18 protein-coding genes and 2 pseudogenes are annotated in these 23,943 nt (G+C 38.5%); 15 read left to right on the forward strand and 5 right to left on the reverse strand.

Annotated features, from left to right (window positions below; genetic code table 11):
* Window positions 1-5 precede the first annotated feature (5 nt).
* The 5 genes and pseudogenes from COE25_RS24480 to gntK form a co-directional block, all read left to right on the forward strand.
* Window positions 6-212 (forward strand): annotated as a pseudogene (locus tag COE25_RS24480) (GAF domain-containing protein); the annotation flags it as partial.
* Window positions 213-229: 17 nt separating this feature from the next.
* On the forward strand, window positions 230-748 hold the full coding sequence (msrA, locus tag COE25_RS24485; RefSeq protein WP_098934483.1) for a peptide-methionine (S)-S-oxide reductase MsrA: 519 nt from the start codon (window positions 230-232) through the stop codon (window positions 746-748).
* Between the two features lie 212 nt (window positions 749-960).
* A complete protein-coding gene (fabF, locus tag COE25_RS24490; protein WP_098934484.1) occupies window positions 961-2,196 on the forward strand; it encodes a beta-ketoacyl-ACP synthase II in 1,236 nt (411 codons plus the stop codon).
* 122 nt (window positions 2,197-2,318) lie between these two features.
* Window positions 2,319-2,522: pseudogene (locus COE25_RS24495) on the forward strand (GntT/GntP/DsdX family permease); the annotation flags it as partial.
* Between the two features lie 156 nt (window positions 2,523-2,678).
* Window positions 2,679-4,202: a gluconokinase gene (gntK, locus tag COE25_RS24500; protein ID WP_142354506.1), complete on the forward strand. Its 1,524-nt coding sequence runs from the start codon at window positions 2,679-2,681 to the stop codon at window positions 4,200-4,202.
* Window positions 4,203-4,286: 84 nt separating this feature from the next.
* Here the strand turns inward: gntK and COE25_RS24505 are convergent, their stop codons facing one another.
* Window positions 4,287-4,607, reverse strand: a complete 321-nt coding sequence (locus COE25_RS24505; protein ID WP_098934486.1) for a winged helix-turn-helix transcriptional regulator — start codon at window positions 4,605-4,607, stop codon at window positions 4,287-4,289.
* Between the two features lie 744 nt (window positions 4,608-5,351).
* Between COE25_RS24505 and COE25_RS24510 the strand changes: the two genes are divergently transcribed.
* From COE25_RS24510 to COE25_RS24520, 3 genes are all read left to right on the forward strand, one after another.
* Entirely contained in the window at window positions 5,352-5,951 is a 600-nt protein-coding gene (locus tag COE25_RS24510) for a hydrolase (protein WP_256358513.1), read from the forward strand.
* A gap of 306 nt (window positions 5,952-6,257) precedes the next feature.
* Entirely contained in the window at window positions 6,258-6,857 is a 600-nt protein-coding gene (locus tag COE25_RS24515; protein WP_257208948.1) for a hydrolase, read from the forward strand.
* Window positions 6,858-7,144: 287 nt separating this feature from the next.
* Window positions 7,145-8,071 carry a LysR family transcriptional regulator gene (locus COE25_RS24520; protein ID WP_098934487.1) on the forward strand — a complete coding sequence of 309 codons (927 nt, stop codon included), beginning with the start codon at window positions 7,145-7,147 and terminating at the stop codon, window positions 8,069-8,071.
* An 88-nt stretch (window positions 8,072-8,159) separates the two neighbouring features.
* Here the strand turns inward: COE25_RS24520 and COE25_RS24525 are convergent, their stop codons facing one another.
* The 4 genes from COE25_RS24525 to COE25_RS24540 all read right to left on the reverse strand — a co-directional run bounded on the left by COE25_RS24525 (window position 8,160) and on the right by COE25_RS24540 (window position 16,577).
* Window positions 8,160-12,548, reverse strand: a complete 4,389-nt coding sequence (locus COE25_RS24525) for a S8 family serine peptidase (protein WP_098934488.1) — start codon at window positions 12,546-12,548, stop codon at window positions 8,160-8,162.
* 352 nt (window positions 12,549-12,900) lie between these two features.
* Window positions 12,901-14,064 (reverse strand): Ger(x)C family spore germination protein, encoded by a 1,164-nt coding sequence (locus COE25_RS24530; RefSeq protein WP_098934489.1) that lies wholly within the window; start codon window positions 14,062-14,064, stop codon window positions 12,901-12,903.
* Window positions 14,061-15,491, reverse strand: coding sequence for a spore germination protein (locus COE25_RS24535; RefSeq protein WP_098934490.1), 1,431 nt, complete (start codon window positions 15,489-15,491; stop codon window positions 14,061-14,063). Before COE25_RS24535 ends, COE25_RS24530 begins: the two co-directional genes overlap by 4 nt.
* Before the next feature lie 6 nt (window positions 15,492-15,497).
* Window positions 15,498-16,577 (reverse strand): GerAB/ArcD/ProY family transporter, encoded by a 1,080-nt coding sequence (locus COE25_RS24540; RefSeq protein ID WP_180247591.1) that lies wholly within the window; start codon window positions 16,575-16,577, stop codon window positions 15,498-15,500.
* Window positions 16,578-17,115: 538 nt separating this feature from the next.
* Here COE25_RS24540 and COE25_RS24545 point away from each other — a divergent pair.
* The 7 genes from COE25_RS24545 to COE25_RS24575 form a co-directional block, all read left to right on the forward strand.
* Window positions 17,116-17,634 carry an HTH-type transcriptional regulator Hpr gene (locus tag COE25_RS24545; protein ID WP_373605373.1) on the forward strand — a complete coding sequence of 173 codons (519 nt, stop codon included), beginning with the start codon at window positions 17,116-17,118 and terminating at the stop codon, window positions 17,632-17,634.
* Window positions 17,635-17,777: 143 nt separating this feature from the next.
* On the forward strand, window positions 17,778-18,332 hold the full coding sequence (locus COE25_RS24550) for a TetR/AcrR family transcriptional regulator (RefSeq protein ID WP_098934493.1): 555 nt from the start codon (window positions 17,778-17,780) through the stop codon (window positions 18,330-18,332).
* Between the two features lie 349 nt (window positions 18,333-18,681).
* Window positions 18,682-20,613, forward strand: coding sequence for a XylR N-terminal domain-containing protein (locus tag COE25_RS24555; RefSeq protein ID WP_180247592.1), 1,932 nt, complete (start codon window positions 18,682-18,684; stop codon window positions 20,611-20,613).
* A gap of 222 nt (window positions 20,614-20,835) precedes the next feature.
* The gene (nagZ, locus tag COE25_RS24560; protein WP_098934495.1) at window positions 20,836-22,620 is read left to right on the forward strand and encodes a beta-N-acetylhexosaminidase; all 1,785 of its coding nucleotides are present in this window, start codon (window positions 20,836-20,838) and stop codon (window positions 22,618-22,620) included.
* Between the two features lie 69 nt (window positions 22,621-22,689).
* On the forward strand, window positions 22,690-23,025 hold the full coding sequence (locus COE25_RS24565; RefSeq protein WP_026565604.1) for a DUF3870 domain-containing protein: 336 nt from the start codon (window positions 22,690-22,692) through the stop codon (window positions 23,023-23,025).
* 315 nt (window positions 23,026-23,340) lie between these two features.
* The gene (locus COE25_RS24570; RefSeq protein WP_098934496.1) at window positions 23,341-23,604 is read left to right on the forward strand and encodes an ArsR/SmtB family transcription factor; all 264 of its coding nucleotides are present in this window, start codon (window positions 23,341-23,343) and stop codon (window positions 23,602-23,604) included.
* A gap of 97 nt (window positions 23,605-23,701) precedes the next feature.
* Window positions 23,702-23,943, forward strand: a 242-nt coding sequence (locus COE25_RS24575) for an oxidoreductase (RefSeq protein WP_483861195.1), incomplete at its 3' end; no start/stop codon positions are given.

Below are 23,943 nucleotides of genomic sequence, written 5' to 3' on the forward strand. Positions count from 1 at the left end.
GATGGGAGACAGTTCGAGTCAAGGATGTCCACTTGCTCCCAGGCCATATTGCATGCGATGCGGCCACACAGTCGGAAATCGTTATTCCGATCGTAAAAAACAATCGGCTAATTGGCGTACTGGATATCGAAAGTCCGATCAAAAATAGATTTGATGCAATCGATCAAGAAAGCTTAGAACAATTGGTTTGGGCTCTAGTGCAATACATCTAAGGAAGGGGACATAGAACATGCAAAAAGCAACCTTTGCCGGAGGGTGTTTCTGGTGTATGGTTACACCGTTTGAAGAACTGCCCGGAATCGAAGGTATCGTGTCAGGCTATACCGGCGGTACCAAGGAAAACCCTACGTATGAAGATGTTAAATCGGGGAAGACGGGACATGTCGAAGCCGTACAAATCACATTTGATCCCGAGCTTTTTCCATATGAAAGGTTACTAGAACTTTATTGGCTGCAAATTGATCCGACAGATGCATTCGGACAATTCCAGGATCGTGGAACGCAATATACAACCGCAATATTTTACCATAATGAACAGCAACGACAGTTGGCACTTCAATCCAAGCAAGATTTGGAATTAAGCGGTCGATTTGCAAAACCTATTGTAACGAAAATTTTGACGGCCGAGCCTTTCTATGCAGCCGAAGATTATCATCAAGATTACCATATGAAGAATCCAAAACATTATAAGGAAGATCGGGAAAAGTCCGGCCGTGATCAGTTTATTAAAGAGAACTGGACCAAATAATTGAAAAATTATTAAACTATTGGAGAAAAGAGCTGAATAATTTCAAAATACTGACGATCTGTAAGCATTAGCAGTTTTTCTCATTTCTAGTATTAAAGGCCGATTCAATGTAAACTTGTATTCAGAGATGGTTTTTTGTCTAAAATATTGGAACAACTTAAAGATCTTTTGAAGTAGTTATGCAATAAAGGAATGACAGGAGAGTGTTGGTGATGGCACGAAGGGTTGTAGTGACAGGATATGGAGTCGTTTCACCGTTAGGAAATACAATTGAAGCGTTCTGGAAGAACATTAAAGAAGGTAATTCAGGCATCAAAAGAATTGAATCTGATGACTATAGCAATATTAACACCCAAATTGCAGGTTATATTACCGACTTTGTCGCAGAGCAATATATGGATAAAAAAGAACAGGAAAAATATGACTTATTCATACAGTATGCTGTTGCTGCTGCTCAACAAGCTTTAGAACAAGCGAATCTAGATTTACAAAATGTTAATAAGGAGCGATTAGGGGTTTATATTGGTTCCGGTATTGGAGGAGTTAATACTACATTAGAAAATCATAAAGCTTTGCTTGAAAGGGGACCAAGAAAAGTTTCACCATTTATGGTTCCAATGATGATCAGTAATATGGCGTCAGGAATAATATCTATAAAAACGGGTTTTAAAGGGCCTAGCTTTTCACCTGTTTCTGCTTGTGCAACAGGGAATCAAGCAATTGGGGAGGCTTTTTTAAATATTAGACATGGTTATGCTGATGGCATATTAGCAGGAGGCGCTGAAGCTCCTATTAATCCACTAGCTTTTGCTGGATTCTCAAGAATGAGAGCAATGTCTACTCTTAATGATTTTCCAGAAAAGGCAAGTCGCCCATTTGACAGAGGGCGTGATGGCTTTGTCATGTCTGAAGGAGCGGGTGTTTTATTCCTGGAAGAATATGAGCATGCAAAGGAAAGAGGAGCGACAATTTTAGGAGAAATCGTAGGTTATGGTTCCACAACAGATGCATACCATATTACTTCACCTGATTACAATGGGGCCGCAAATGCCATGAAATTAGCTTTAGAAATGGGAAATATTCGATTGACGGATGTGGATTATATAAATGCACATGGTACAAGTACCCCTGAAGGAGATAAATCAGAGACCAAAGCGATTAAAAGTGTTTTCGGTGCTCATGCTTATAACTTAAAGGTAAGTTCCACTAAATCAATGACTGGGCACCTTTTTGGAGCAGCAGGTGGGATTGAGGCTGTTATAACCCTCAAAAGTATCATGGAAGATATAGCTCCTCCAACTATTAATTATGATGTACCAGATGAAGAGTGTGATTTAGATTATGTTCCAAACCATGCAGTTAACCAGAAAATAAACTATGCTATTTCTAATGGTTTTGGTTTTGGAGGACATAATGCAGTGTTGGCATTTAAGAAATTTTCGATATAGATAGAGCTGAAGAAAAGGAATAATCGATAGGTGATCCTGGTGCGAATATAATTCTTCGGAAACATAGAAGTTGATTTACTCGCTATTTTTTATTAATGCATTACCTGCAATTACTGGACTAGTCAGGTGTAAATCAGGCATTGCTTGTTATCGCGACAGGTGCAGGATCCTTGATGTTCTCACATGTAAACGATGCTGGATTCTGGATGGTAAAAGAATACCTGGGATTATCCGTGAAAGAAACCTTTAAAACGTGGACAGTGTTAGAGACAATCCTTTCATTTGTTGCTTTTGGCGGTGTATTATTGCTTAATTTGTTTGTTTAAAAACAATACTACTAATATAAACTATAGAGGAAGTTTAAAGTGTCACATCTATAAATGATTTACGTGAAGGAGAGAAGCTTATTTTTAGCTTCTCTCCTTGATTAGGAAGCAGTAAAAATCCTTTGTAAGGAGGAAGAAATCGTGAGTACAAAATATATGATAGGTGTAGACATCGGCACAACTAGTACAAAATCTGTTCTATTTACAATCGACGGCACTGTTATATCAAGCCATGGAATTGAATATCCTTTGCATTCTCCTACACCGGAAACGGCGGAACAAGACCCTGAAGAGATCTTTCAGGCCGTGATCACCACCATTAAGAAGGTTGTACAAGCAAACCATGTCCAGCCTAATGATGTTCTTTTTGTTTCCTTTAGTTCAGCGATGCATAGTGTGATTGCTGTTAATAAAGAGGGAATGCCGTTAACCAAATGTATCACTTGGGCGGACAATAGAAGCGCAGAGTGGGCTGAAAAAATTAAGAATGAAATGAACGGGCATGAAATCTATCTTCGCACCGGGACGCCAATTCATCCCATGTCACCTTTATCAAAGCTGACTTGGCTTCGAAATGAGCATTCAGAATTATTTTCAAGTACATATAAGTTCATTTCCATTAAGGAATATGTATTCTATAAGCTATTTAAGGAATTTGTCATCGATTACTCCATTGCATCAGCAACAGGAATGTTTCATTTGAGAAATTTGGATTGGGATGAAGAAGCTCTTCATGTTGCAGGGGTATCAGCACAACAACTTTCCAAACCAGTTCCTACAACATATTGTTTAAAAGGGTTGGACGAAACATTTGCAAAAGAGATGAACTTGCTTCCATCCACTCCATTTGTCGTTGGCGCTAGTGATGGAGTGTTATCCAACTTAGGTGTGAACGCGATTGAACCTGGAGTAGTTGCCGTTACAATCGGGACAAGCGGCGCTATTCGGACTGTGACAAATCAGCCTGTGACAGACCCTAAAGGTAGGATTTTTTGTTATGCCTTAACCGAAGATCATTGGGTGATTGGAGGTCCGATCAATAACGGAGGCATGATTTTCAGATGGGCCCGTGACCAGCTGGGTTCTTCAGAGATTGAAACCGCGAAACGTTTAGGAAAGGACCCGTATGAAGTACTGACGGAAATTGCAGCAAAAGTGAATCCTGGATCTGATGGCTTATTATTCCACCCATACTTAGCAGGTGAAAGAGCTCCCTTATGGGATGCAAATGCAAGGGGATCCTTCTTCGGATTGGGCTTACATCATAAAAAAGAACATCTTATCCGCGCTGTTTTGGAAGGGATTATCTTTAATTTATACACGGTTCTTCTTGCCTTAAAAGAATTGATAGGCGAGCCGAAAAAAATTCAAGCAACCGGAGGTTTTGCAAGATCACCGCTTTGGAGACAAATGATGGCGGATATTTTCCATCAAGAGGTGCATGTACCTGAAAGTTTTGAAAGTTCTTGCTTGGGAGCGGCGATTCTGGGTTTATATAGTCTTGGTGAAATTAATACGTTACATGTAGTTTCGGAAATGGTAGGTGCTACTCATTATCATGAACCGCATATAGAAAATGTGGAAATATATAAAGAATTAGCTCCAATCTATATTCGCCTTTCTCGACTTTTGAAAGAAGAGTACGAAAGTATTTCTGCTTTTCAAAAGAAAAGGAGTTAAAAGCACAGCCATTAAGTTAATTTGACTGCCAAACCACCTCTTTAAAGAAGTGGCTTGGCAGTCTTTTTTAATTGAAGTTTAACTTTATAGCCATTTATCAGCCCAATCCTCTACTGTCTTTAGGGCTCTTCCTAATTCCGTCCCTTTCTTTGTAAGTGAATACTCTGTTCGTACTGGGCGATCTGTAATTACATTTCTTAGAACGATTCCGCAATCCTCAAGTTCCTTCATTCGTTCGTTAAGCATTCTCTTACTTAAATCAGGAATATAAGCATGGATTTCACTAAACCGTTTTGGTTCTTCCATTAGAGTATGGATAATTAAACCCATCCATTTTTTTCCGATAATATTGTACGATTCTTCAACCTTTGAACATACTTTATCCTGTGTTTCCTTCTCACTCAAGATAAACACCTCCAATTTGCAATAATTGTGTACTAAAAGTAACAAGGTATTTCTTTAATATAAATGATTATATCGTAAATACACTAATAAATAAAGATTTAAACGATTAAGTTTAAAAGGAAATTTGTATTAAAAAGTAACCATAAAATAAAATAATTTTTAAATTTAAGGTTGACAATTCAATTAAATTATTTATAATAAAATTATCTCGAAATTAAAATGTTTTGTTTCAAGATTGTTTTGTTTGAAATATATTATTCGAGAAAAATTAAATAAAAGGAGGAGAAGAGTAGGGGGGTTCCTAGACAATTCCTACATATAAATTAGGGGCGGTGTAATGAAGAAGAAATCCCTAATTTTAAAATTAGCATTTGTTAAGGAACATGGCTGAAGATATCAAGTAAAGGAAAGCAAAAGAAATGTTAAATTCTAATGAAGGTAAATAGGATTAATTTTTTTACCTAAATATCTCAAATTCGAGATATTTGAATTCAAAGTAGTTTGCGACCTTAGATTGAACATGTTTTGAAAAATTACTACAAATATAAAAAGGGAGAGGTTTAGAATATGAAATCTTTATTTAAAAAATTAGCAGCAGTAGGAATGGCTTTATCAGTTGCCGTAGGAGCAGTAGGGGCAGTAGAATTAACACATAGTTCAGTGACAAAAGCATCAACAAATGAAAATCAACCAATAAAGGTAGATGACCAATCTACTTCAAAATTATTAACACCAACCAATCATATGTTATTAATGATTGACCACCAGCCTCAGATGGCTTTTGGGACTAAGTCAATCGATGTGGCAACACTACGTAATAATGTAGCAGGATTGGCTGAAGCAGCTAAGACGTTTAAGGTACCAACTGTACTAACAACAGTCGCTTCTAAGTCTTTCAGTGGTTCAATCTTCCCGGAGATTAAAAAAGTGTTCCCAGATCAAAAAATTTATGATCGTACATCTATGAATGCTTGGGATGATAAAAACGTGGTCCAAGCCATTAAAGATACTGGAAAGAAAAAAATCGTTGTTGCTGGTCTTTGGACTGAAGTTTGTGTCGTGATGCCAGTTTTAGAAGCACTCAATGATGGTTATGAAGTTTACGTGGTAACGGACGCTTCAGGCGGTGTTACCGATCAAGCCCACAATATGGCAGTTGAACGTATGGTTCAAGCTGGTGCTACACCAATCACATGGATGCAATATATGCTGGAATTACAACGTGACTGGGCAAATCAAGCAACTTATGATCAAGTACTATCCATTGCTAAAGAACACGGTGGTGCATATGGTTTAGGTATCCAATACGCAAAAGAAATGTTCGACACTGGTGAAGGCAAATAATTACTTCATTTTACCCAAATATCTTCAAATAGAGATAAATGAATTCGAAATAGTTTGTGGGCCTTAGATTAAACGTGTTTTGAAAAATTACTACAAATATATAAATATATAAAGGGAGAGGTTCAGAAGATGAAATCCGTAATTAAAAAATTAGCAGCAGTAGGAATGGCTTTAACTGTGGCCTTAGGTGCAGTAGGGGCAGTAGAATTAACACATAGTTCAGTGACAAAAGCATCAACAAATGAAAATCAACCAGTAAAGGTAGATGACCAATCTACTTCTAAATTATTAACACCAACCAATCATATGTTATTAATGATTGACCACCAGCCTCAGATGGCTTTTGGGACTAAGTCAATCGATGTGGCAACACTACGTAATAATGTAGCAGGATTGGCTGAAGCAGCTAAGACGTTTAAGGTACCAACTGTATTAACAACAGTCGCTTCTAAGTCTTTCAGTGGTTCAATCTTCCCAGAGATTAAAAAAGTCTTCCCAGATCAAAAAATTTATGATCGTACATCCATGAATGCTTGGGATGATAAAAACGTGGTCCAAGCCATTAAAGATACTGGAAAGAAAAAAATCGTCGTTGCCGGTCTTTGGACTGAAGTTTGTGTCGTGATGCCAGTTTTAGAAGCCCTTAATGATGGTTATGAAGTTTACGTAGTAACTGACGCTTCAGGCGGTGTTACAGATCAAGCACACAATATGGCAGTTGAACGTATGGTACAAGCTGGTGCTACACCAATTACATGGATGCAATACATGCTGGAATTACAACGTGACTGGGCAAACCAAGCTACGTATGATCAAGTACTATCCATTGCTAAAGAACACGGCGGTGCATATGGTTTAGGTATCCAATACGCAAAAGAAATGTTCAACACTGGTGAAGGCAAATAATTAAAACAAAAATTACCTTCCTATCAATGATAGGGAGGTTTTTCCATTCATTAGAGAGTTATTTTTCCAAATGGGTACAATAAATCGCCAAATGAACCAGGGTTTCAATTCTAGATAAGGTATTGGAAAAATTTGCGAAGAATTATTACATTGAGGTTATATACCTAGTGTTCTACAATAAATAAGAAGTAAATAAAGACAATAATTTGAAAACGTTGCCTTTTGCTTTTTTGATTTTTACCAACTGCGAATGAGCGTTGAACTAGGCGATAGAGAGAAGGGGAGTTATGGAATTAAGGGAATTGGAATACTTTATGGCTATATGTGAGGAATTACATTTCACAAGGGCAGCAGAAAAATTAGGAATTTCACAACCTGCTTTAAGCCGTCAAATGAGAACCCTTGAAGATAAATTAGGAGTCCGTTTATTTGATCGTTTAGGAAAAAAAATCGCCATCACAGAAGCTGGTGAAATTCTACGAGAACAATCTGGAAATATATTCTCCAATATAAATAGTGTTTATGAACAAATGGAAGAACTTCAAAATATAAAAAAAGGAAAACTAATCATTGGGGCAATGTCGGAAGAGTTAAGTCAGCTTGCATCCGTCGTTTTCTTAGAACTTCATCGCAAGTGGCCCCATGTGCAAACAAAGATTTTTATGTCAGATAACATTGAAGAAAAGGTTTTAAGAAATGAAATTGATATAGCTTTGACACTCATGCCTATAGAGAATGAACAGTTAACGAGTATCCCTTTATATATTGAAGAATATTTTTTGGCGGTTTCAGATGACCATCCATTGGCAGATAGGGATATAGTGGAGTTGGAAGAGGTAAGGGACCTATCACTTGTATTATGTCCAATAAACCACACGTGCCGAAAGTTAATTGATGCTGCCTTTGCCTCTGGGGGATTTGCCATTCAGCCAATCATCGAATTAACTGAGGTAAAATCTATATTGAGTTTAGTGAAAGCAGGTATTGGAGCAACCATTCTTCCCAGAACACTTCTCGATTCGGAGAATGATGGAACCCTAAAGGTAATTAAAATAGAAAACCCAGCTATTTGTAAGGAAATTGCCATTGTACATCATAAAGAAAAGTATATTGGATATGCTGCAAGAAGTTTTATAGACTTGATGGTTGCTTATGTGGAAAAGACAAAACTGAATGAGAGAGTGTATCCTGAAAATACTTTACTTACTTTCTGAAGAATTTTCCCTTTTTAAAAAACCCTCCCCATTCCATCAAGCGGAATGGGGAAGGGAGTAGAGTAGATTTTGGTCAAAATAATAATCTTTAACGTTGTTTATTAGGCAATTTCATTCGATGGACACTGCCGCCCTGTGTGCCGACAAACAAATATTCTTCGTCTGGTGATAGTTCAAGGGCAGTCGCATTTCTGTTATCGAGGCCCTCGGATATATTAGTCCATGTTTCCCCGCCGTCCTCACTCATTAACACACCGCGACCTTGCTTACGGAGATCCTTTTTATTAAAGGAACCAGTGGCTGCATAGACGACTTTAGGGTTACTAGGGGAAACGATGATATCATTGACATATATTTCGAGCTCATCAGCACCCTTTGCTGTTTCTAATGTTTTCCCGCCATCTGTGCTGACATACAAATGGTTTCCTCCGACCACTAAATGGTCCGGATTGTGTGAGTCGATCGTAATCCTGCTTACAGGAACGGTTTGAATTTTTTGGAATGATTGTCCCATGTCTTTGGACAGAAATAGTCCGTCATTTCCGCCTGCCCAAATCCGGTTAGGATCGTTAGGATCACCGGCTAAAGCTATAAACTGGTGCTCTTGCTTAATTGTTTTCCAATTCTCCCCACCATCTTGGCTGATTAACATACCTTTTTCATATACGTTTTTATATGTGATCATGATTTGATTTGAGTTGGCTGGGTGAACCTGCATGGCAAGGGCGGTTCCCCCACCTTCAAACTTCAAATCCCAGTTTTCCCCACCATCTTTGCTTCGGTACACATACATACTCTGAGTCCAAGAACTATAGCGTAGCTTGTAAGCAACATTTGGTTCTGTTGGGGACGTTGCAATATGATACACTTGTTCTCCATCTTTTCCTTCACCTTCAGCCGCGCCCCACTCGAGTGTTGCGGAATCAACCTTGTTTTGAACGGGTAACGCTGTTCGGTACATTTCGGATTCAGTCCCGGCAAGTAACCCGTATCCTTTGGAATTCCGGGAAATAGCCAAGTCATAAACCGTTGCTCCAGGAATACCGATCCGTTTATATGATTCACCTTTATCCTGTGTTCCATATATCCCTGCCTGAATAGAAGAAACATAAACTGGGCGCATCTCTTTAGGAGAAGATTTTGGTCCTAAGGCGAAATCGAGTTCATAGGAGGCAGACCCAGGAAGCGGTTTTTTCCAGGTTTCCCATGTTGTTCCGTTATCGTGACTCACCATTATTCCATCATACCCAGTCCCGACATAAATATCCCCCTCCAGAATCTCTATGTGAGATACATTATTAAATGGTATTTGAGAGTGCGTAAGTTCTTTCCAATCTTTACCTTTGTTATAGGAAGCGTACAATCCGCCACCAAATGTACTGGCAATTAGTATATCTTGATTGCCTACTACATCCTTTGTACTACTAAAAGGCGGCTGAAACAATTTCTCAGATGTAGGCGAACCAGAGAATACATCTTTCAAAACGTATAAACCTTTGTAGCCTGTTGAAAGGTAAAGGTCGTTATTCAAAAGATGTGCGTCAGTAAGATATGGCCACCATCCAGACAGCTTCTCCCAGTTCATTCCTCTGTCCAAGCTGACATAGACTTCGTTCCTCGTAAGAGCAACTAGTTTTTGCCCACTTTCATCAATTTGTAAGTCAGTAACCTCTACATTCGGAAAAGGTAGAGTGTTCCATGTTTTTCCGCCATCTTTGCTGGCTAATATCTTACCTTGATAAGTTGGATCAAAATAGGACCCATTAATAGGCACATATATATTTTTTTCATTAGTGGGATCGACCACTAGAGCTATTGGCATTCCTCCTGCAACAGGAAAATTTTCAAACTGATGCCAAGTTTTTGTCCCATCTTCCGTCCGGAAAATAGAAGGAGTTCCCTGAGATAATGCCCCTGCAGGTAATACCGTCATGCCATTAGGATTTTTCAGGTCAAAATTCATCAAGCCTGTATTAGAGTAAGGCCCAACGGCTTTCCAGGATGAAGCGTGTTCCTTAACGGCTGGTAATTTTTCCAGAAAACTAGAACCTATTATTGCCGCTTCCTCAGTAGAAGAATTTTTGACTGTGGAAATGGCATCAATCCGATATATTCCCACTTCGCTTGTCTGAACGGGCACACGCCACCAATGATCATGATCTAAGACAGAAGTCACTTGATTTGTTTTTCCACTTGGAGTTCGTACTGTCACTTTTGGAGCTTGTGACAAATCAATCGGACTGAAAATGAAGGCTTCCGTTTCACTTACTGATGATGGTACTGGATCGGGAGATGCAGTAATTTGGAGATGCCGTAAAGTCAACTGGTAGGGCTCGCGCAAATGCTGCGATTCATTTGCGGATTGGATATTTCCTTCTATCCATCCGGAAATAACCGTATCCTGATCCGGCCGATTCATGTTGATGTTCACATCAACATTGACCTGTTGACCTGGTTCTATATGAATATGGGAAGGATTCACTGTAACAGTTGCCCCGGATTTTGTAGCGTCTTTTACGGTGAAATCCATATCAACTGGTTTTTCACCGTGATTGTTCAAAGATAATGAAGCGCTTCTATGAATCTCAGAATCTTTTAAATCAGCAAATCCAAAATTTAATCCATTAGGTGAGGCGACGACATTGGTTTCCGCCGCAGCCTTTACATCCAGTCTTCCTGCACCTTGTGTAAGCACATCATATGATGCCAGCGGCTTCGCGGATTCTTTTAAAATACTGGCAATCTCGCTAGCTTTCCAGGAAGGGTGGAGTTGTTTTATGAGGGCAGCTGCACCTGCCACATGAGGGGCCGCCATGCTTGTCCCGCTCATTCTTGTGTAACCGGAATCATCTTCTTGTTTCTTGATGTAGGTCGAATTGATTTCAACACCCGGAGCGACTAAATCAGGCTTTGCTCGTAAGTCGGAATTACCACGTGAACTAAAGTTAGCAATTTGATCCGTTGCGTCTTTTCCCGCAATCGTGATTTTAACGGGTCCCTTGGCCAAGTAGGACTTTAATTCCCCAGCTTTTGTTCCGGTAATTAGCATTGCGGCCAACGTATCCAACCGACCGTCCCAGGATGAATCTGTCTGGAATTGATCTTGAGCTTGTAACTTTTCAGATGAATTGGATGTATATTGTGATGGTATAGTATCTCCTAATTTAAAAACAGGGCCAGGTTGGTCAGGCAGGTAAAAGAGCGCAGCATCGGCCCCTTTTTCTTGAGCTGTAACCGCTTCTGAAAAAGCTTGCTGTACACTTGCACCTTGAGGCAATTGAATTAGGGCAATCTTTCCTTTTACATCTACTCCCTCGTAGTTTTCCAGTCCACCTTCTCCAACATCTACCAGCTCGCGGGTGGTGGCTGCTTCAGGAGGGTTTGCTGTAAACCCAAGGCGGGTAACGGACAAATTCTCTTCAACCGGGGCAACCATCTTCGCGACAGGCACTTTGATACCACTTGTACTTGCGCCGACAGCAAGTACTCCCTCTGCCATAGCAGGAGCACCAATTGTTCCATATCCAGGGCCTGAATTCCCGGCTGCCGCTACAACAACTACACCGGCTTCAACCGCATTTTGGGCGGCTTGGGAGATGGGATCACTGCCATCTCCTGGACCACTAAGGCTCATATTAATGACATCTGCCGGGTATGGATTGTCTGGAGAAATAGAGGCTTCTATTCCGGCAAGGATATCGGATGTATCTCCTGATCCGTTATTGTCCATGACTTTATAGGCTGTTATCGAAGCGTCAGGTGCCACCCCGGTCACTTTACCATGAGCCCCAATGATTCCGGCAACATGGGTTCCATGGCCGTAGTCGTCCATTGGGTCGTTATCATGATTGACAAAATCATACCCCCCGAGTACTTTGTGCCCTGGTCCGATCGCCCCGCCAAGGTCAGGGTGATTATAGTCCACGCCCGTGTCAATCACAGCGACCGTCACTCCTTTCCCGGTCACTCCTTGATTTTCTTGGTCGTGCATGGACCAAACGTCAGGAGCACCAATCAAAGGAACGCTTTCGGCCAAGTCTGTGTGATATTCCTGATCCGGATACACCGCTTTTACGCCTGGAAGGGAACGCAGTTCATCCACTTTGTTTTTGGGAACTTGTAATGCCATCCCGTTAAGGGTAAACGTATACTCATGAGACTTGTTGAATGGAATCCTTTTTTCATTTAATGATTGTAACATTTTGCCGTGTACCTGTTTCAAGCTCTCGGTTTGTTCTTTCAACTTATTTACCGTTGATTTGGAAGCGGCTCCTATCTTTTCTGACTTCGGCAGGGCACGAATCACAGGTGCGCCGTCCATTTCGACAATAACACGTGTCATTGCTTCATTGGCATTGATTCCCTGTGCCAAACCGGTTGGAGCTACAAAAGGAAATTTAGCACTGGAGAATACTAGGGTTGAAGTGAAAAGCCAAGTTGCTGTTCTCCCATTAAACCACTGATTTCTTTTTTTCATCTTATGTATCACCCTCTAATATGAATTGCATTTTAGGATAGTAAAATTAAACTATTATTAACATTGGTAAAATTAAGACTACTCTAAATGCTAAGGTTATTATATGGCGATATTTTTTTTTGGTAAATGACATCCTTGTTATGATAATGATTCATTTTAGTTATCGATAAAGAGTAGAAGGGGAGATATAATCAATTATGGATTAATTTGATCCTATGGAAGGTTGGACGAAGGGAAATAGAATGATGGCAGAAAATATGCAACAAAACCCATCCTATTTCTATAAGGATGGGTTTTTTGATAAAAATTCGAATAAAACAATGATGTCAAATTAAAAAACGTTCCGTCACCTTTAAGTCTTTAACTTTGACATCCCTGTATTCGTAATCTCAACTTCCACTTGAATGTCTCTTAGTGAATTCTGTGTGAAGGGGAATGACTTTCTGCTTGTCAACCGCTTCCAATCTGCATATCGATGGCGGAACATGGTTTCCTCCAAATGGTAGACGTCTACATTATTTTTCAAACCTGCGGTATACGTTGAGCGAATTTCAGCCTTGATTCTTGCTTCGGCTTCTGCTTTCAACTTTTTAGTTGTCATTGGGACGTTCAACTGGTTTAATTCACCGTGAACTTTGATGTGCAGGTTGTAGACGGGCTCTCCATTCGCCGAAAACTTAGATTTCACGCTTACCTTAGGCTTCTCAAAGTACAGGACTGCTTTAATGTCCCCTTTGTCATCATTCAAAGCAAGTGGTGTATGAGTGGTATTCTCTTCCAACCACCGCACCCCCAGTAAATCATCCTTGGACATCCAGCGCGGCTTCTTCTTTGTATGGTAAATAATCGCTCCGTTAATTGTCATCTCAGGCATTTTTTTCTTTTTTTGTTTCCAATTATTCTTGTCGATTGAAAGTGTCGGCACAATAATTGAGGTACTTGGTTCCGAATAAAGTGCTACAAATTCCAAAAACTTCAGCGGCCGGATCATGGAATGCTGCTTGTAATTGTTTTCTGGGGAGTTCAGTTTCGTAAAAAGCGGAGACGAAGGAAACATTGGTGTGATGGAGAAAAGATCATCCATCGGTTCCTCTGTTGTAAAAATCCAAGGCGTTAACCTTGCCTCAGAACGTTCAAACATATCTATTGTTTGATTCAGATGCATTTGCATCGCTTTCTGTGTGAACACCACCGACAATACTTGCCCAATATGAACTTTTTGCTGTATGCTATTGTACAAATTATTCCACGCTAACAAAAATGTGGAGCCAGTGGCCTTGCCCACCCATATGTTGGAGGAAGCTTCCTCACTGCTGGCACCTTCCACTTTACCTACAGAAGCAAAGTCGACCATCTGGGTGTACACGACAAACTGATTATCTACGTAATCAATGCCAACTGCTGAGACGTATGACATGTCTTTCAACACCTTGTAATCCCAGCACCCAGTCAAACTAGGCACCACGAATAGCAAAATCAGCAAGAGCAATAGGTGGCGATACTTTTCACGCTTCATTCTGAATCATCCCCTTGCTTATGCGTTTTTTTCGTCCGCAGAAACTTCGGTGGCGTTCGTTGAAAAGGTTTCGGAAATTGAATGAGCGATTTGATCGAGTCAGCGTCGAGTGGATCGATCAATTCAGAAAAGAAAGGCATACCAAACGATTTTAACGTCGACATGTACAGTATGATAGAATAATTAGCTATTAAAAACCCAAAAAGGCCGAGAACGCTCGACAACAGCAGCACGAATTGCCGCATAAAAATGATCGACGATGAATATGATTGGTTGACTAGTATTAACTGCGCCATAAACGATATCGCTACGATTACAATAATGTTAGGAGAAGTAAGTCCTGCACGTATAACTGCATCGCCGACGATTAATCCTCCGACAACCGAGACGGTTTGTCCTACCTGCTTTGGCAAAAGTTTACCAGCCTCACCAAACAGTTCATACAAAAAGAGCATAGCAAATAGTTCAAAAGGTGGAGAAGTCGGGATACCAGAGCTATTTAACGATATTGTTGCCATTATAGGAAATGGAAGATGCTCCGTATGATATGATACTAGCGAGATGTACAATCCCGGTAGCATCACAGTTATGAAATAGGCGAGATATCTCATCAACCGCTCAAACGTAACAAAAAAATACGGCATGTACATATCTTCAGCCGATTTTACCAAATACTGAAAATTGATTGGGGCGACCAAAGCGGCAGGTGCCCCATCAATCAAAATGCAGAACCGCCCTCGCTGTAACGATTCCACCACATAGTCGGGCCTCGTACTGTAGGAAATTAACGGCAGAAACGAAAAAGGCGAGTCGGCAAGCAAATCCTCTAGCGGGGAGATGCCGTTGACAATGTCCACGTCAAGGGAATTTAGCCGCTTTCTTGCCTCTTTCAACACTTCCTCGTTCAGTACATCGGAAAGGTACATCAGGGAGATTTTGGTCTGGCTTCGTTTCCCGACCACAAACGATTCATTGCACAGTGTCGTACTCCGTACCCGCTTCCGAAGCAGAGCTACGTTGGTCTCCACTGACTCCGTAAACGAGTCGCGTGGTCCTTTCACTGACACTTCATAGGTGGATTCTTCCGTCTGGCGCTGAGGAAGTTTAGCGACATTCAGCGAGAACAACTCGCCTGACCCTTCAAAAAGCAGCAAAAGTTCTCCCGCAAATACCTTCGTAACAATCTCCTGCTCTACCGCATTTCGACTCCCTTCCAGCGAGATAGGAAGCAAAGGTAACGATTTGTTTTGCTCCAACTGTGGAAACACCACTTGATTAATTTGCACAGGATCAGCCAGTCCTGTGCAAAAGAGGAGCAGTACCTTCTCGACATGAGGCTCTGTTCCATATTCATGTAACTGGACTTGTACATCGGCACAAGCGGTGAACAGGCTGCGTAATTTCTGCTCTTGAATTATAAAAGACATGGAGATTCACCCTCGTTTAAATTGGATTGTGTAGCTAAAGATCAGGAGAACTAGTGAGATTAGAATGACCATAGCAATAAGTAATGGAAAATAATGATTTTTCAACATGCCATAGTATTCCGTATCGGAGATCGGTACCAAAGCAAGTACCAACACTGCACAGCTAATTACCCACAGCGTACTATTCCTTACTCGTTTACTCTTGAAATTTAGCACATCCACACATAAATACAACGACATTGCAATGCGGATTACTGCCCCTGACATCCATTGGAATAATGATATAAAGTCAAAATGTGTAATATATGTAGTTAGTTCCGCCAAACGCCATTCCTCATAAGCCGGGTGTCTTTGCTTTATGGCGAGATGCGGCCCGAACTCCGCAATGGCTGCAAGAAGCGGTCCAAGTGTAAGCCCCACAAGGATTATTCCAATCATAACTAAATGCCAAAATTTTACCTTCTGTTTTATGTGATGCTGAAATAGTAGAAGAAACAAAATCTCCACTAGGCCGCCAGCCGAGTACAAACTGCCTTTCCAGACCGGCCCCCAGCCGTTTTGCATCATAGGCAGCAACCAAGAATAATGCTTGTATGGCATGTTAGTCAACATGACAAAAAAACCGAACAAAACCACCATTGGCAGGAAGAGAGCAGACATTTGTGCAATCGAGGAAATCCCCGCAAGAGCTGTCATTGAACAGAGGAGCATGATGCAAAATGCAATGACAAAGATCGGTGTCGCTTTCAAAAAGTCGATGGAAATCCAATACGTTGTTTCTTTTAGCGTTATTATCGTAATGGCCAGCAGGAAAAGCTCTAACGGGATAACAATCAAAAGAAAAGCCAGATTTCCAAATTTCTGTTTAATCAATAGCATTAACGATTGCTGATTTGTTTTTCGCATGATGTAATATAGGACACCAAGCCACAAAAAAAAGGGCGGAATGGACACGAGTACCGAGATCCACGCATCTCTTCCTGCTTGGTCGAGAAGAAGTGGTAACACGAATACATGATTCATCAATCCAGTCGAGAGAATGACGATCATCAAAGCTGGACTTATGAAAATTTTCGTAGAATTCATTGCTGACAAATTCTCATTCCTTTGCATCAGTTTTAATAATGGTAGATTTCCCTCAATACTTCCACTTTATTCCTTATACCGTAAGATAGTTTTTTTGTTCTATATTTCTTGGAGGAATGAACATACATACAAAAGTTTCCATACATGATTTCATACCACAAAAGGATCTGTTATAGGCTGATTCGGACAGGAAGTTGTATGAAAATCCATCTTTTGTAGCCGGTTAAATATAATTAGTATCATGTTACGATAAAAAAAAGTATCATGTTACGATAAAAAAAAGTATCATGTTACGATAAAAAAAGTAAGTTCACAATTTCTAAGCTTGCGGCTAATTCAATGAATAAATAATTTTCACTTGGTGGTATGCGGATTATGGAAAAAAGAGTTTAAGCAAATTTTTTTAACTTGATGATATGGTATAATAATTTTATTTGTTTCAAATATTTTCTAAATATTTTGATAATTAAGTAGTACATTAGTCCAATTTATTTAAATGAATAGAAAAATGGGGAATGAAAACTTGGAAAGTTATTCTATGAAGGAAGCACTTATTTTTAGTCAAAGAGTGGCTCAATTAAGCAAGGCACTTTGGAAAGTGGTTGAAAATGATTTACAACAATGGATAAAACCATTTAACTTGAATATAAATGAATACCATATTTTATTGGTTGGCTATCATTTAAACGGTGCATCTATCTCCGAAATTGCGGAGTTAGGAGTCATGCATGTTTCTACCGCATATAATTTTTCCAAAAAGTTAGAGGAACGAGGGCTTCTACAATCTTTAAAAAGAGAAGATAATAAAAGAAATACGTATATTCAACTTACTGACAAAGGAAAAGAAATTATCATTAGCTTGCTCGAATCTTACCAGCCAGAAGAAAATGACCTTGTTTCAGCAACCCTCCCATTAAGGAATATATTTGGGGAATTTCCTGAGCTGCGTGAACTAAAGGCCATTATTCGAAATTCCTTCGGTGAAAAATTTATCAATACTCATGAACAGATGTTTCAGCGTTTTGAAAAAGAATTTATTGATGAGAAGGTAAAGTGATAACCTCAAGAAGATTGAAGGAGCTCGAATTATAAAGGTAATTGTTCCGGGACAATTCAAGATCAATGACTGTACGTTTCGCAATTAAATCTTTAACCCGTGGAGAAATTGACTCTAACCTATTAGTAAGTTAAAATTGTGCTATGGAAAATCGAAAAAAACAAATTATTGATTTAGCAATACAGTTGATTCAACAAAAAGGGTATGTAGCGTTTAGCTACGATGACATCTCTAAACAACTGGGTGTCACAAAGGCAAGCATTCACTATCATTTTGAGAAAAAGGAGGATCTAGGAGCGGCGATTACCGATAAGATCATGCAACGATTGGATAGGTTTTCGAATAGCAATGCCTCTATATCGCCAAAAGAGAAGCTAAAGAATTTTTTTACGGACAGAATTGAACACTTTAGATGTTATGACATTTGCCCAATCTCGTCCTTACAAACAGATTTTGAATCTTTGCCTGAGGTAATGCAGAAAAAGGTAAAGGAAATAAGCGAAAAGGAACTACTGATTATTAAGAATATACTTCGGGAAATACAGGAACAAGGTGACCTTCAATCTTCAGTCGATGTCGATTCTCTTGCCCTAATGATTTTGGCTGCTGGTAAAGGGGTTCTTCAATACCAACGTGTGCTTGGAAAGGACCTTATCGCCGATTTTATGAAACAAGTAAGCAATCTTACTGTTAAATAGCAGCTTACATTCCAACAACCATTACTTCCACCCTAAGTAAAGGTTGTTGGTATAAAATTATAGACTATACTGATTACTTTTCCCAGATTTCATGAACGGGAAAGCCAACTTATTATAAAGTGTGGATAGATTGTCATTAAAAACTTACCTACTAGTAGGTGATAACCGAATTTTCTTTTCATTCTATAATTGAAATTAAGAACCATCCTACAAACAATTTACCTATTAGTAGGTGCTTGTTTTAGTTAAACTTCCATTACTTTGAAAAAGGGGAAATCACTCTATTTTTACATTGTAAGTTTTTATGATTGGCTCAGAAACTAAAACTCACTTAATAAGGCGGGAGAATATGGAGCAAGTACTTACATCACTGAATAAATCAGATATTGAATTTCATCCAGGCCAAATCATGTTTAAAGGAGAACGTTTTATTCTGATGAATGCCGAAGCATTAGGAATGCTCAGTCGTGACCTTATTTCTACTTTGGGGCGAGAAAGAGCAAGGGCGTTCCTCCTTCGATATGGGTGGGAATGTGGATATAAAGATTCGATTTCAATTAAAAAACTATTTCCTAATGCTTCTCTTGAATACCTCCATCAACAAGCTCCAATTTTTCATATGCAAGAAGGCTTTGTTCAAGTTGATTTACAAGGTCTTAGTGTGGATTATGAACAGAATAAGTTTTATATGGAAGGAGTTTGGTTAAATTCATTTGAAGTAGATCAACATATTCAACATTTCGGTATAGTCAAAGATCCGGTGTGCTGGACATTAATTGGTTATGCAAGCGGGGTCTCAACGGGAATTTTCGGAAGGAAAATATTGTATAAAGAAGTGACTTGTGTTGGTCGAGGGGATGCCGAGTGCCGGTTTATTGGAAGAACTGTAGAGGAATGGGGAAATGAAATTGAACAGGAACTATCTTATTATGATCAAACCAAAATTGCCGAAGAATTAGAAGAGGCACATCAGCACATTCAAAAACAGCATACGTTGTTACAACGAATTATGGACATACATGAACAGCTCAACCGGATGGTTCTTTCCGGGCAGAGCAGGCAAGCTGTCATTAATACAATCGGGCAAATGCTTCATTCACCTGTCATTGTTCAAGATAAATACTTTCGTCCGCTTTCTTGGTGGCTGCCAAACAAGGAAAATTCAGGTATAGACCCATACCTCATCAAACCGGAAAAGGATCTTTCTACCGAATTTTACCTGAAGTTCAGACAGTTAGATGAGGAAAAATGTGCGAAGGATTTTATAATTTCGGATGAGCCAGTGTTTCTTGACAGGACCATTGCCCCGATTGTTCTTGGTGATGAGATTATGGGATATTTATCGGTCATCCATGTTGAAGGAACAGATAGAGAACTAAGAAAAATGATTACCGAGCGCGCTGCTACTGTTATGGCAGTAGATTTATTGAAAGAAAAAACGGCCTTGAATACCGAACATAAATTAAAAGGTGAATTTCTTGAAGAATTGTTATCCGGTACAACCCCTATTGAACAATTAGTGAAACGAGCAAATTTTATGGGATATGATTTTGGAAATCCACACCGATTTATGCTTGTGAAAATTATTCAACGTCGAAACGATAAGGGCTTGATAGAAGATCAAGATCTGCCTATGAATCTTCGTAATGAATTATTAAATATTGTTCGAACTAATTCTCACTCTTCTATGAAGGATACTTTAATTGTAGAGCGAAGAGGGGAGATTATCCTTTTGGGGCCTTCAGATCCATATGGATTAGATTTCCGAAAGATAGCAAAAAACCTACAAGACCGCCAACAGCAATTATTTGCAAATATTAAAACTTCCATTTGTATTAGTCGTGAGGCGGTGTCCATTGAAGTACTTCAACCCTTATTTGAAGAATGTTCAAACATGATGAAGGTTATGACACGATTAGGACGTACAAGTGAAATATTTTTAGTGGAAGAAATGAACATATTTGACTTACTATATGCAGGCTCTGCTCAAGAACAACTTCTTACTTATGCAACCAGAACGCTCGAAAAGCTTCTCAAATATGATGAAGAAAGCGGTGGAACTACACTTATCTCTACCCTTCACATCTTTCTTGCGAACGAATGCAATCTTCAGAGAACAGCAAAGGAACTGAATGTTTCGCTAAGTGGGTTGAAATATAGAGTGCAGAGATTAAAAGATATCGGAGAGATTGATTTTAATCATGCAGATCAAAAATTTAATCTTCAACTTGCTTTAAGGATTCTGAATGCCAATGGGAAGATTAACTTATTAGAAGTGTAAAATCATATGGATAATGTTAAAAGAAGAAACATCTTTGTTTTCTTCTTTTTTTTGTTTTATTAAGACAGTTTTTTTCTTGAAAAACCGTAGGAAATAGCCGGTCACAACTGTTACAGTAGAATGTTATGATATTAATTGGATAAAAATAAAATAAAAAGGAACCGTGCAAAATATTTACTAAATCGAACTGAAGAGGACTCTATAAATGGAAGGACCAACACTATGAAAAAGTTGATTTTGAAAATGCTGTTCATTTTGATTGCATTATTACTTATGAATGGTTGTTCAAATAATAATACAACTAATAATAATGATAATCATAAAGAGATGAATACAAGCCAAACTAAACATACCAAAACAGAGGATACCAAAACAGAAGATACCAAAACAGAAGATACCAAAACAGAAGATACCAAAACAGAAGATACCAAAAAGACAACTTTACTACCTAAGAAAGATCCAATTCAAGAGCAGCTTAATAAGATGACTTTAAATGAAAAAATCGGGCAAATGATAATCGCAGGATTTGATGGTATAACCGTTAATTCAAATACACAAAACCTAATTAATAAATACAAGCCAGGCGGGTTAATCCTATATCAAACGAATGTTAAGGGTGCTGCTCAATTAGTTAACTTAACAAATGCAATTAAAACTGCAAACAGCAAGAATAAAGTACCACTATTCATATCCGTCGACCAGGAAGGCGGAAGAGTACACCGAATGCCAACATCAATCAAAAACACACCGAGTGCAAGAATCATTGGAAATAAAAAAGATGAAAAATACGCATATAATATCGGTAAGGTGATCGCCTATGAATTGCAAGCTTTTGGATTTAACACAGATTTCGCTCCCGTTTTAGATATCCAAAGCAATCCTAATAATACTGTTATCGGGGATCGTTCCTTTGGATCAAATTCCAGTATTGTTTCTAAACTAGGAGTTAGTATGATGAATGGAATAAGTTCTGGAAAAATCATTCCAGTTATTAAACATTTCCCTGGTCACGGAGACACGTCCGTTGATTCTCATTTGGAACTTCCATTAGTACAGAATGATCTTACAAGACTAAAAAAGGTTGAATTAGTTCCATTTAACAATGCAATCAAAGACCACGCCGATATGGTGATGGTTGCTCACATATTAGTGAAAAAAATTGATCCTAATTATCCTGCATCTATGTCAAAAACCATTATCACAGATCTTTTGCGTAAACAATCTGGATTTAGAGGAGTTGTCATTTCAGATGATATGACGATGGGTGCGATTGCAAAACACTACAAGTTGAAAGACGCAGCCGTAAGGGCAATAAACGCAGGGAGCGACATTATTTTAGTTGGTCATGGAATGGAAAATGTGGCTACTGTTTACAAAAGTATTTATTCAGCTGTGACAAATCATACTATTTCTGAAGATACGATAAATAAGAGTGTATACAGGATTTTAACTTTGAAACATAAATATAATATTAATAATCATAAAGTTTCACCTGTAAATGTAAGTAATCTAAATACTCAAATAACAAAAACGATTTCAAATACTACTACGACGAATATAACAAATAGTAAATTACTTTTAAATATAGCAACTAAAGCAAAACAAGGTTCCATAATAAACGCTGATTTTCATCTAAAAAGTACCACAATTGATGAAGTAAGAAAGAGCTGGGGAAAAGAAGATAAAAGAGAATATATTGCAGCAGCGAAAGGCACCTATTGCACTTATAGTAAAAAACATGTAGTTGTGGCTTATAATAAAGGACAGCAACTGTTTGAGATTCGATCCTACGATCCTAGTTTAAAAAACTTAACCATTAACGATATTAAACATTATTTTGGTTCTCCGAAAACAGATATAAAAACAAGTAACAAGGAAGAAATTATCAGCTATACAGTTGGAAGCAATACATTAAAGTTTGTATTTCCTACAGGAACTAAAACAATGTATCTTGATCATTACTCTATATATAACGCATCCTTAGCTCATAATAATATGGCAAGTTAAAAGACGACAAAACATTTTTTGACGTAAGTTAAATTTAGAAAAAATTCTTCGAGATAAGGTGGCAATATTATGGGAAAACAATCCGAATTGAATACTGTACTTGTCACTGCATATGCTAAAGCACCACAAGGTAGCGCAATGTATGAAGTATATAAACATGCAGGAATAATATTGGAAATTGATCCGAATACCAACCTAATTATTAATGCGGAATTCACTTTTTTGGCAGATTTAACAAAGGATTTTTTTAGACGTATGATGGTCGGTTATGACTTATCCAAGGGGATTGATGACCTTATTCAGAGAGTTGAGAAGCATTACTTTGCTCCTTCTACGAATTCCGTAATCGTTGCTTTAAAAGCAGCCTATAAAAGGTACATTGAAAGACTGAATCAAGTGAAATAAAAAATATTTAACAGGGGGTAGCGTCAGGAAAATACGGATTTACGACGTTAAGTAAATTAGAATATTAAAGAGCCCAATTTCTCAGCATTAAAATTGAGAAATTGGACTTTTTTCGTTAGTCTGTATCAATAATTACTTAGTAATCTAAGATACAGGCTTTATATTTTGGTGACTATTTGTTCTCACATTCTTCAATTAAGAAAACAGCCTTTGAATTAAAAAATGGAAAAGTACTCTCTTGACAGAGCATCTCTGATTTAATATAATATTTCTAGAAATACTGAAATAAGAATTGCTGAAAGGAGGTTTTTAGCGGTGAATGATGATATTGCAGTAAAAGTCTATAAGGCACTAGGTGAATCGACTCGTTTACAAATCGTAAAATTACTTGCAGGGCAATCAGAATTAGCTTGCCTGGAAATGACAAATCAATTAAAAGGCCCTGCCAATTCAACATTGACGCATCATTTAAAACCATTACTCGATTGCGGATTATTAGCAGTTCGCAGAGAGGGAACCTTTAGATATTACAGTTTACAACGAGAAGTCCTTGCACAATACGCTCCCGCTTTACTTTAATATTAAAGCGGAATAATTTTAATTTTAATTTTAATTTTAATTTTAATTTCAGTATTTATAGAAATACAGAATAATTGGAATGAACGGGGGAAAATGTATGAATCAAATTAGCAAAGAAACAAATTCTTGGGGAAATTTAAAAAATGGTTTAGAAAGTAAATTGTTTGAAGCGATAAAAATCGGAGCATGGAATTTACGCTCTCGTATCGCAATGGCACCGTTAACAAGATCCTTTGCAGATGATCAGACGGGTGTAGTAGGAGAGGATATTGTTGAATATTACCGAAATCGTGCTGCGGATGGAGTGGGTTTAATCATATCAGAAGGAACGGTCATTAG

Origin of the sequence: Bacillus sp. AFS031507, from assembly GCF_002584635.1 — a bacterium.
In the GTDB taxonomy this organism is placed as follows: Bacteria; Bacillota; Bacilli; order Bacillales; family Cytobacillaceae; genus Neobacillus.

Coding starts and splice junctions, on each gene's coding strand:
- msrA (WP_098934483.1), top strand. CDS start 230: ATGCAAAAAGCAACCTTTGCCGGAGGGTGTTTCTGGTGTATGGTTACA.
- fabF (WP_098934484.1), top strand. CDS start 961: ATGGCACGAAGGGTTGTAGTGACAGGATATGGAGTCGTTTCACCGTTA.
- gntK (WP_142354506.1), top strand. CDS start 2,679: ATGATAGGTGTAGACATCGGCACAACTAGTACAAAATCTGTTCTATTT.
- COE25_RS24510 (WP_256358513.1), top strand. CDS start 5,352: ATGTTATTAATGATTGACCACCAGCCTCAGATGGCTTTTGGGACTAAG.
- COE25_RS24515 (WP_257208948.1), top strand. CDS start 6,258: ATGTTATTAATGATTGACCACCAGCCTCAGATGGCTTTTGGGACTAAG.
- COE25_RS24520 (WP_098934487.1), top strand. CDS start 7,145: ATGGAATTAAGGGAATTGGAATACTTTATGGCTATATGTGAGGAATTA.
- COE25_RS24525 (WP_098934488.1), bottom strand. CDS start 12,548: ATGAAAAAAAGAAATCAGTGGTTTAATGGGAGAACAGCAACTTGGCTT.
- COE25_RS24530 (WP_098934489.1), bottom strand. CDS start 14,064: ATGAAGCGTGAAAAGTATCGCCACCTATTGCTCTTGCTGATTTTGCTA.
- COE25_RS24535 (WP_098934490.1), bottom strand. CDS start 15,491: ATGTCTTTTATAATTCAAGAGCAGAAATTACGCAGCCTGTTCACCGCT.
- COE25_RS24540 (WP_180247591.1), bottom strand. CDS start 16,577: ATGAATTCTACGAAAATTTTCATAAGTCCAGCTTTGATGATCGTCATT.
- COE25_RS24545 (WP_373605373.1), top strand. CDS start 17,116: ATGAAGGAAGCACTTATTTTTAGTCAAAGAGTGGCTCAATTAAGCAAG.
- COE25_RS24550 (WP_098934493.1), top strand. CDS start 17,778: ATGGAAAATCGAAAAAAACAAATTATTGATTTAGCAATACAGTTGATT.
- COE25_RS24555 (WP_180247592.1), top strand. CDS start 18,682: ATGGAGCAAGTACTTACATCACTGAATAAATCAGATATTGAATTTCAT.
- nagZ (WP_098934495.1), top strand. CDS start 20,836: ATGAAAAAGTTGATTTTGAAAATGCTGTTCATTTTGATTGCATTATTA.
- COE25_RS24565 (WP_026565604.1), top strand. CDS start 22,690: ATGGGAAAACAATCCGAATTGAATACTGTACTTGTCACTGCATATGCT.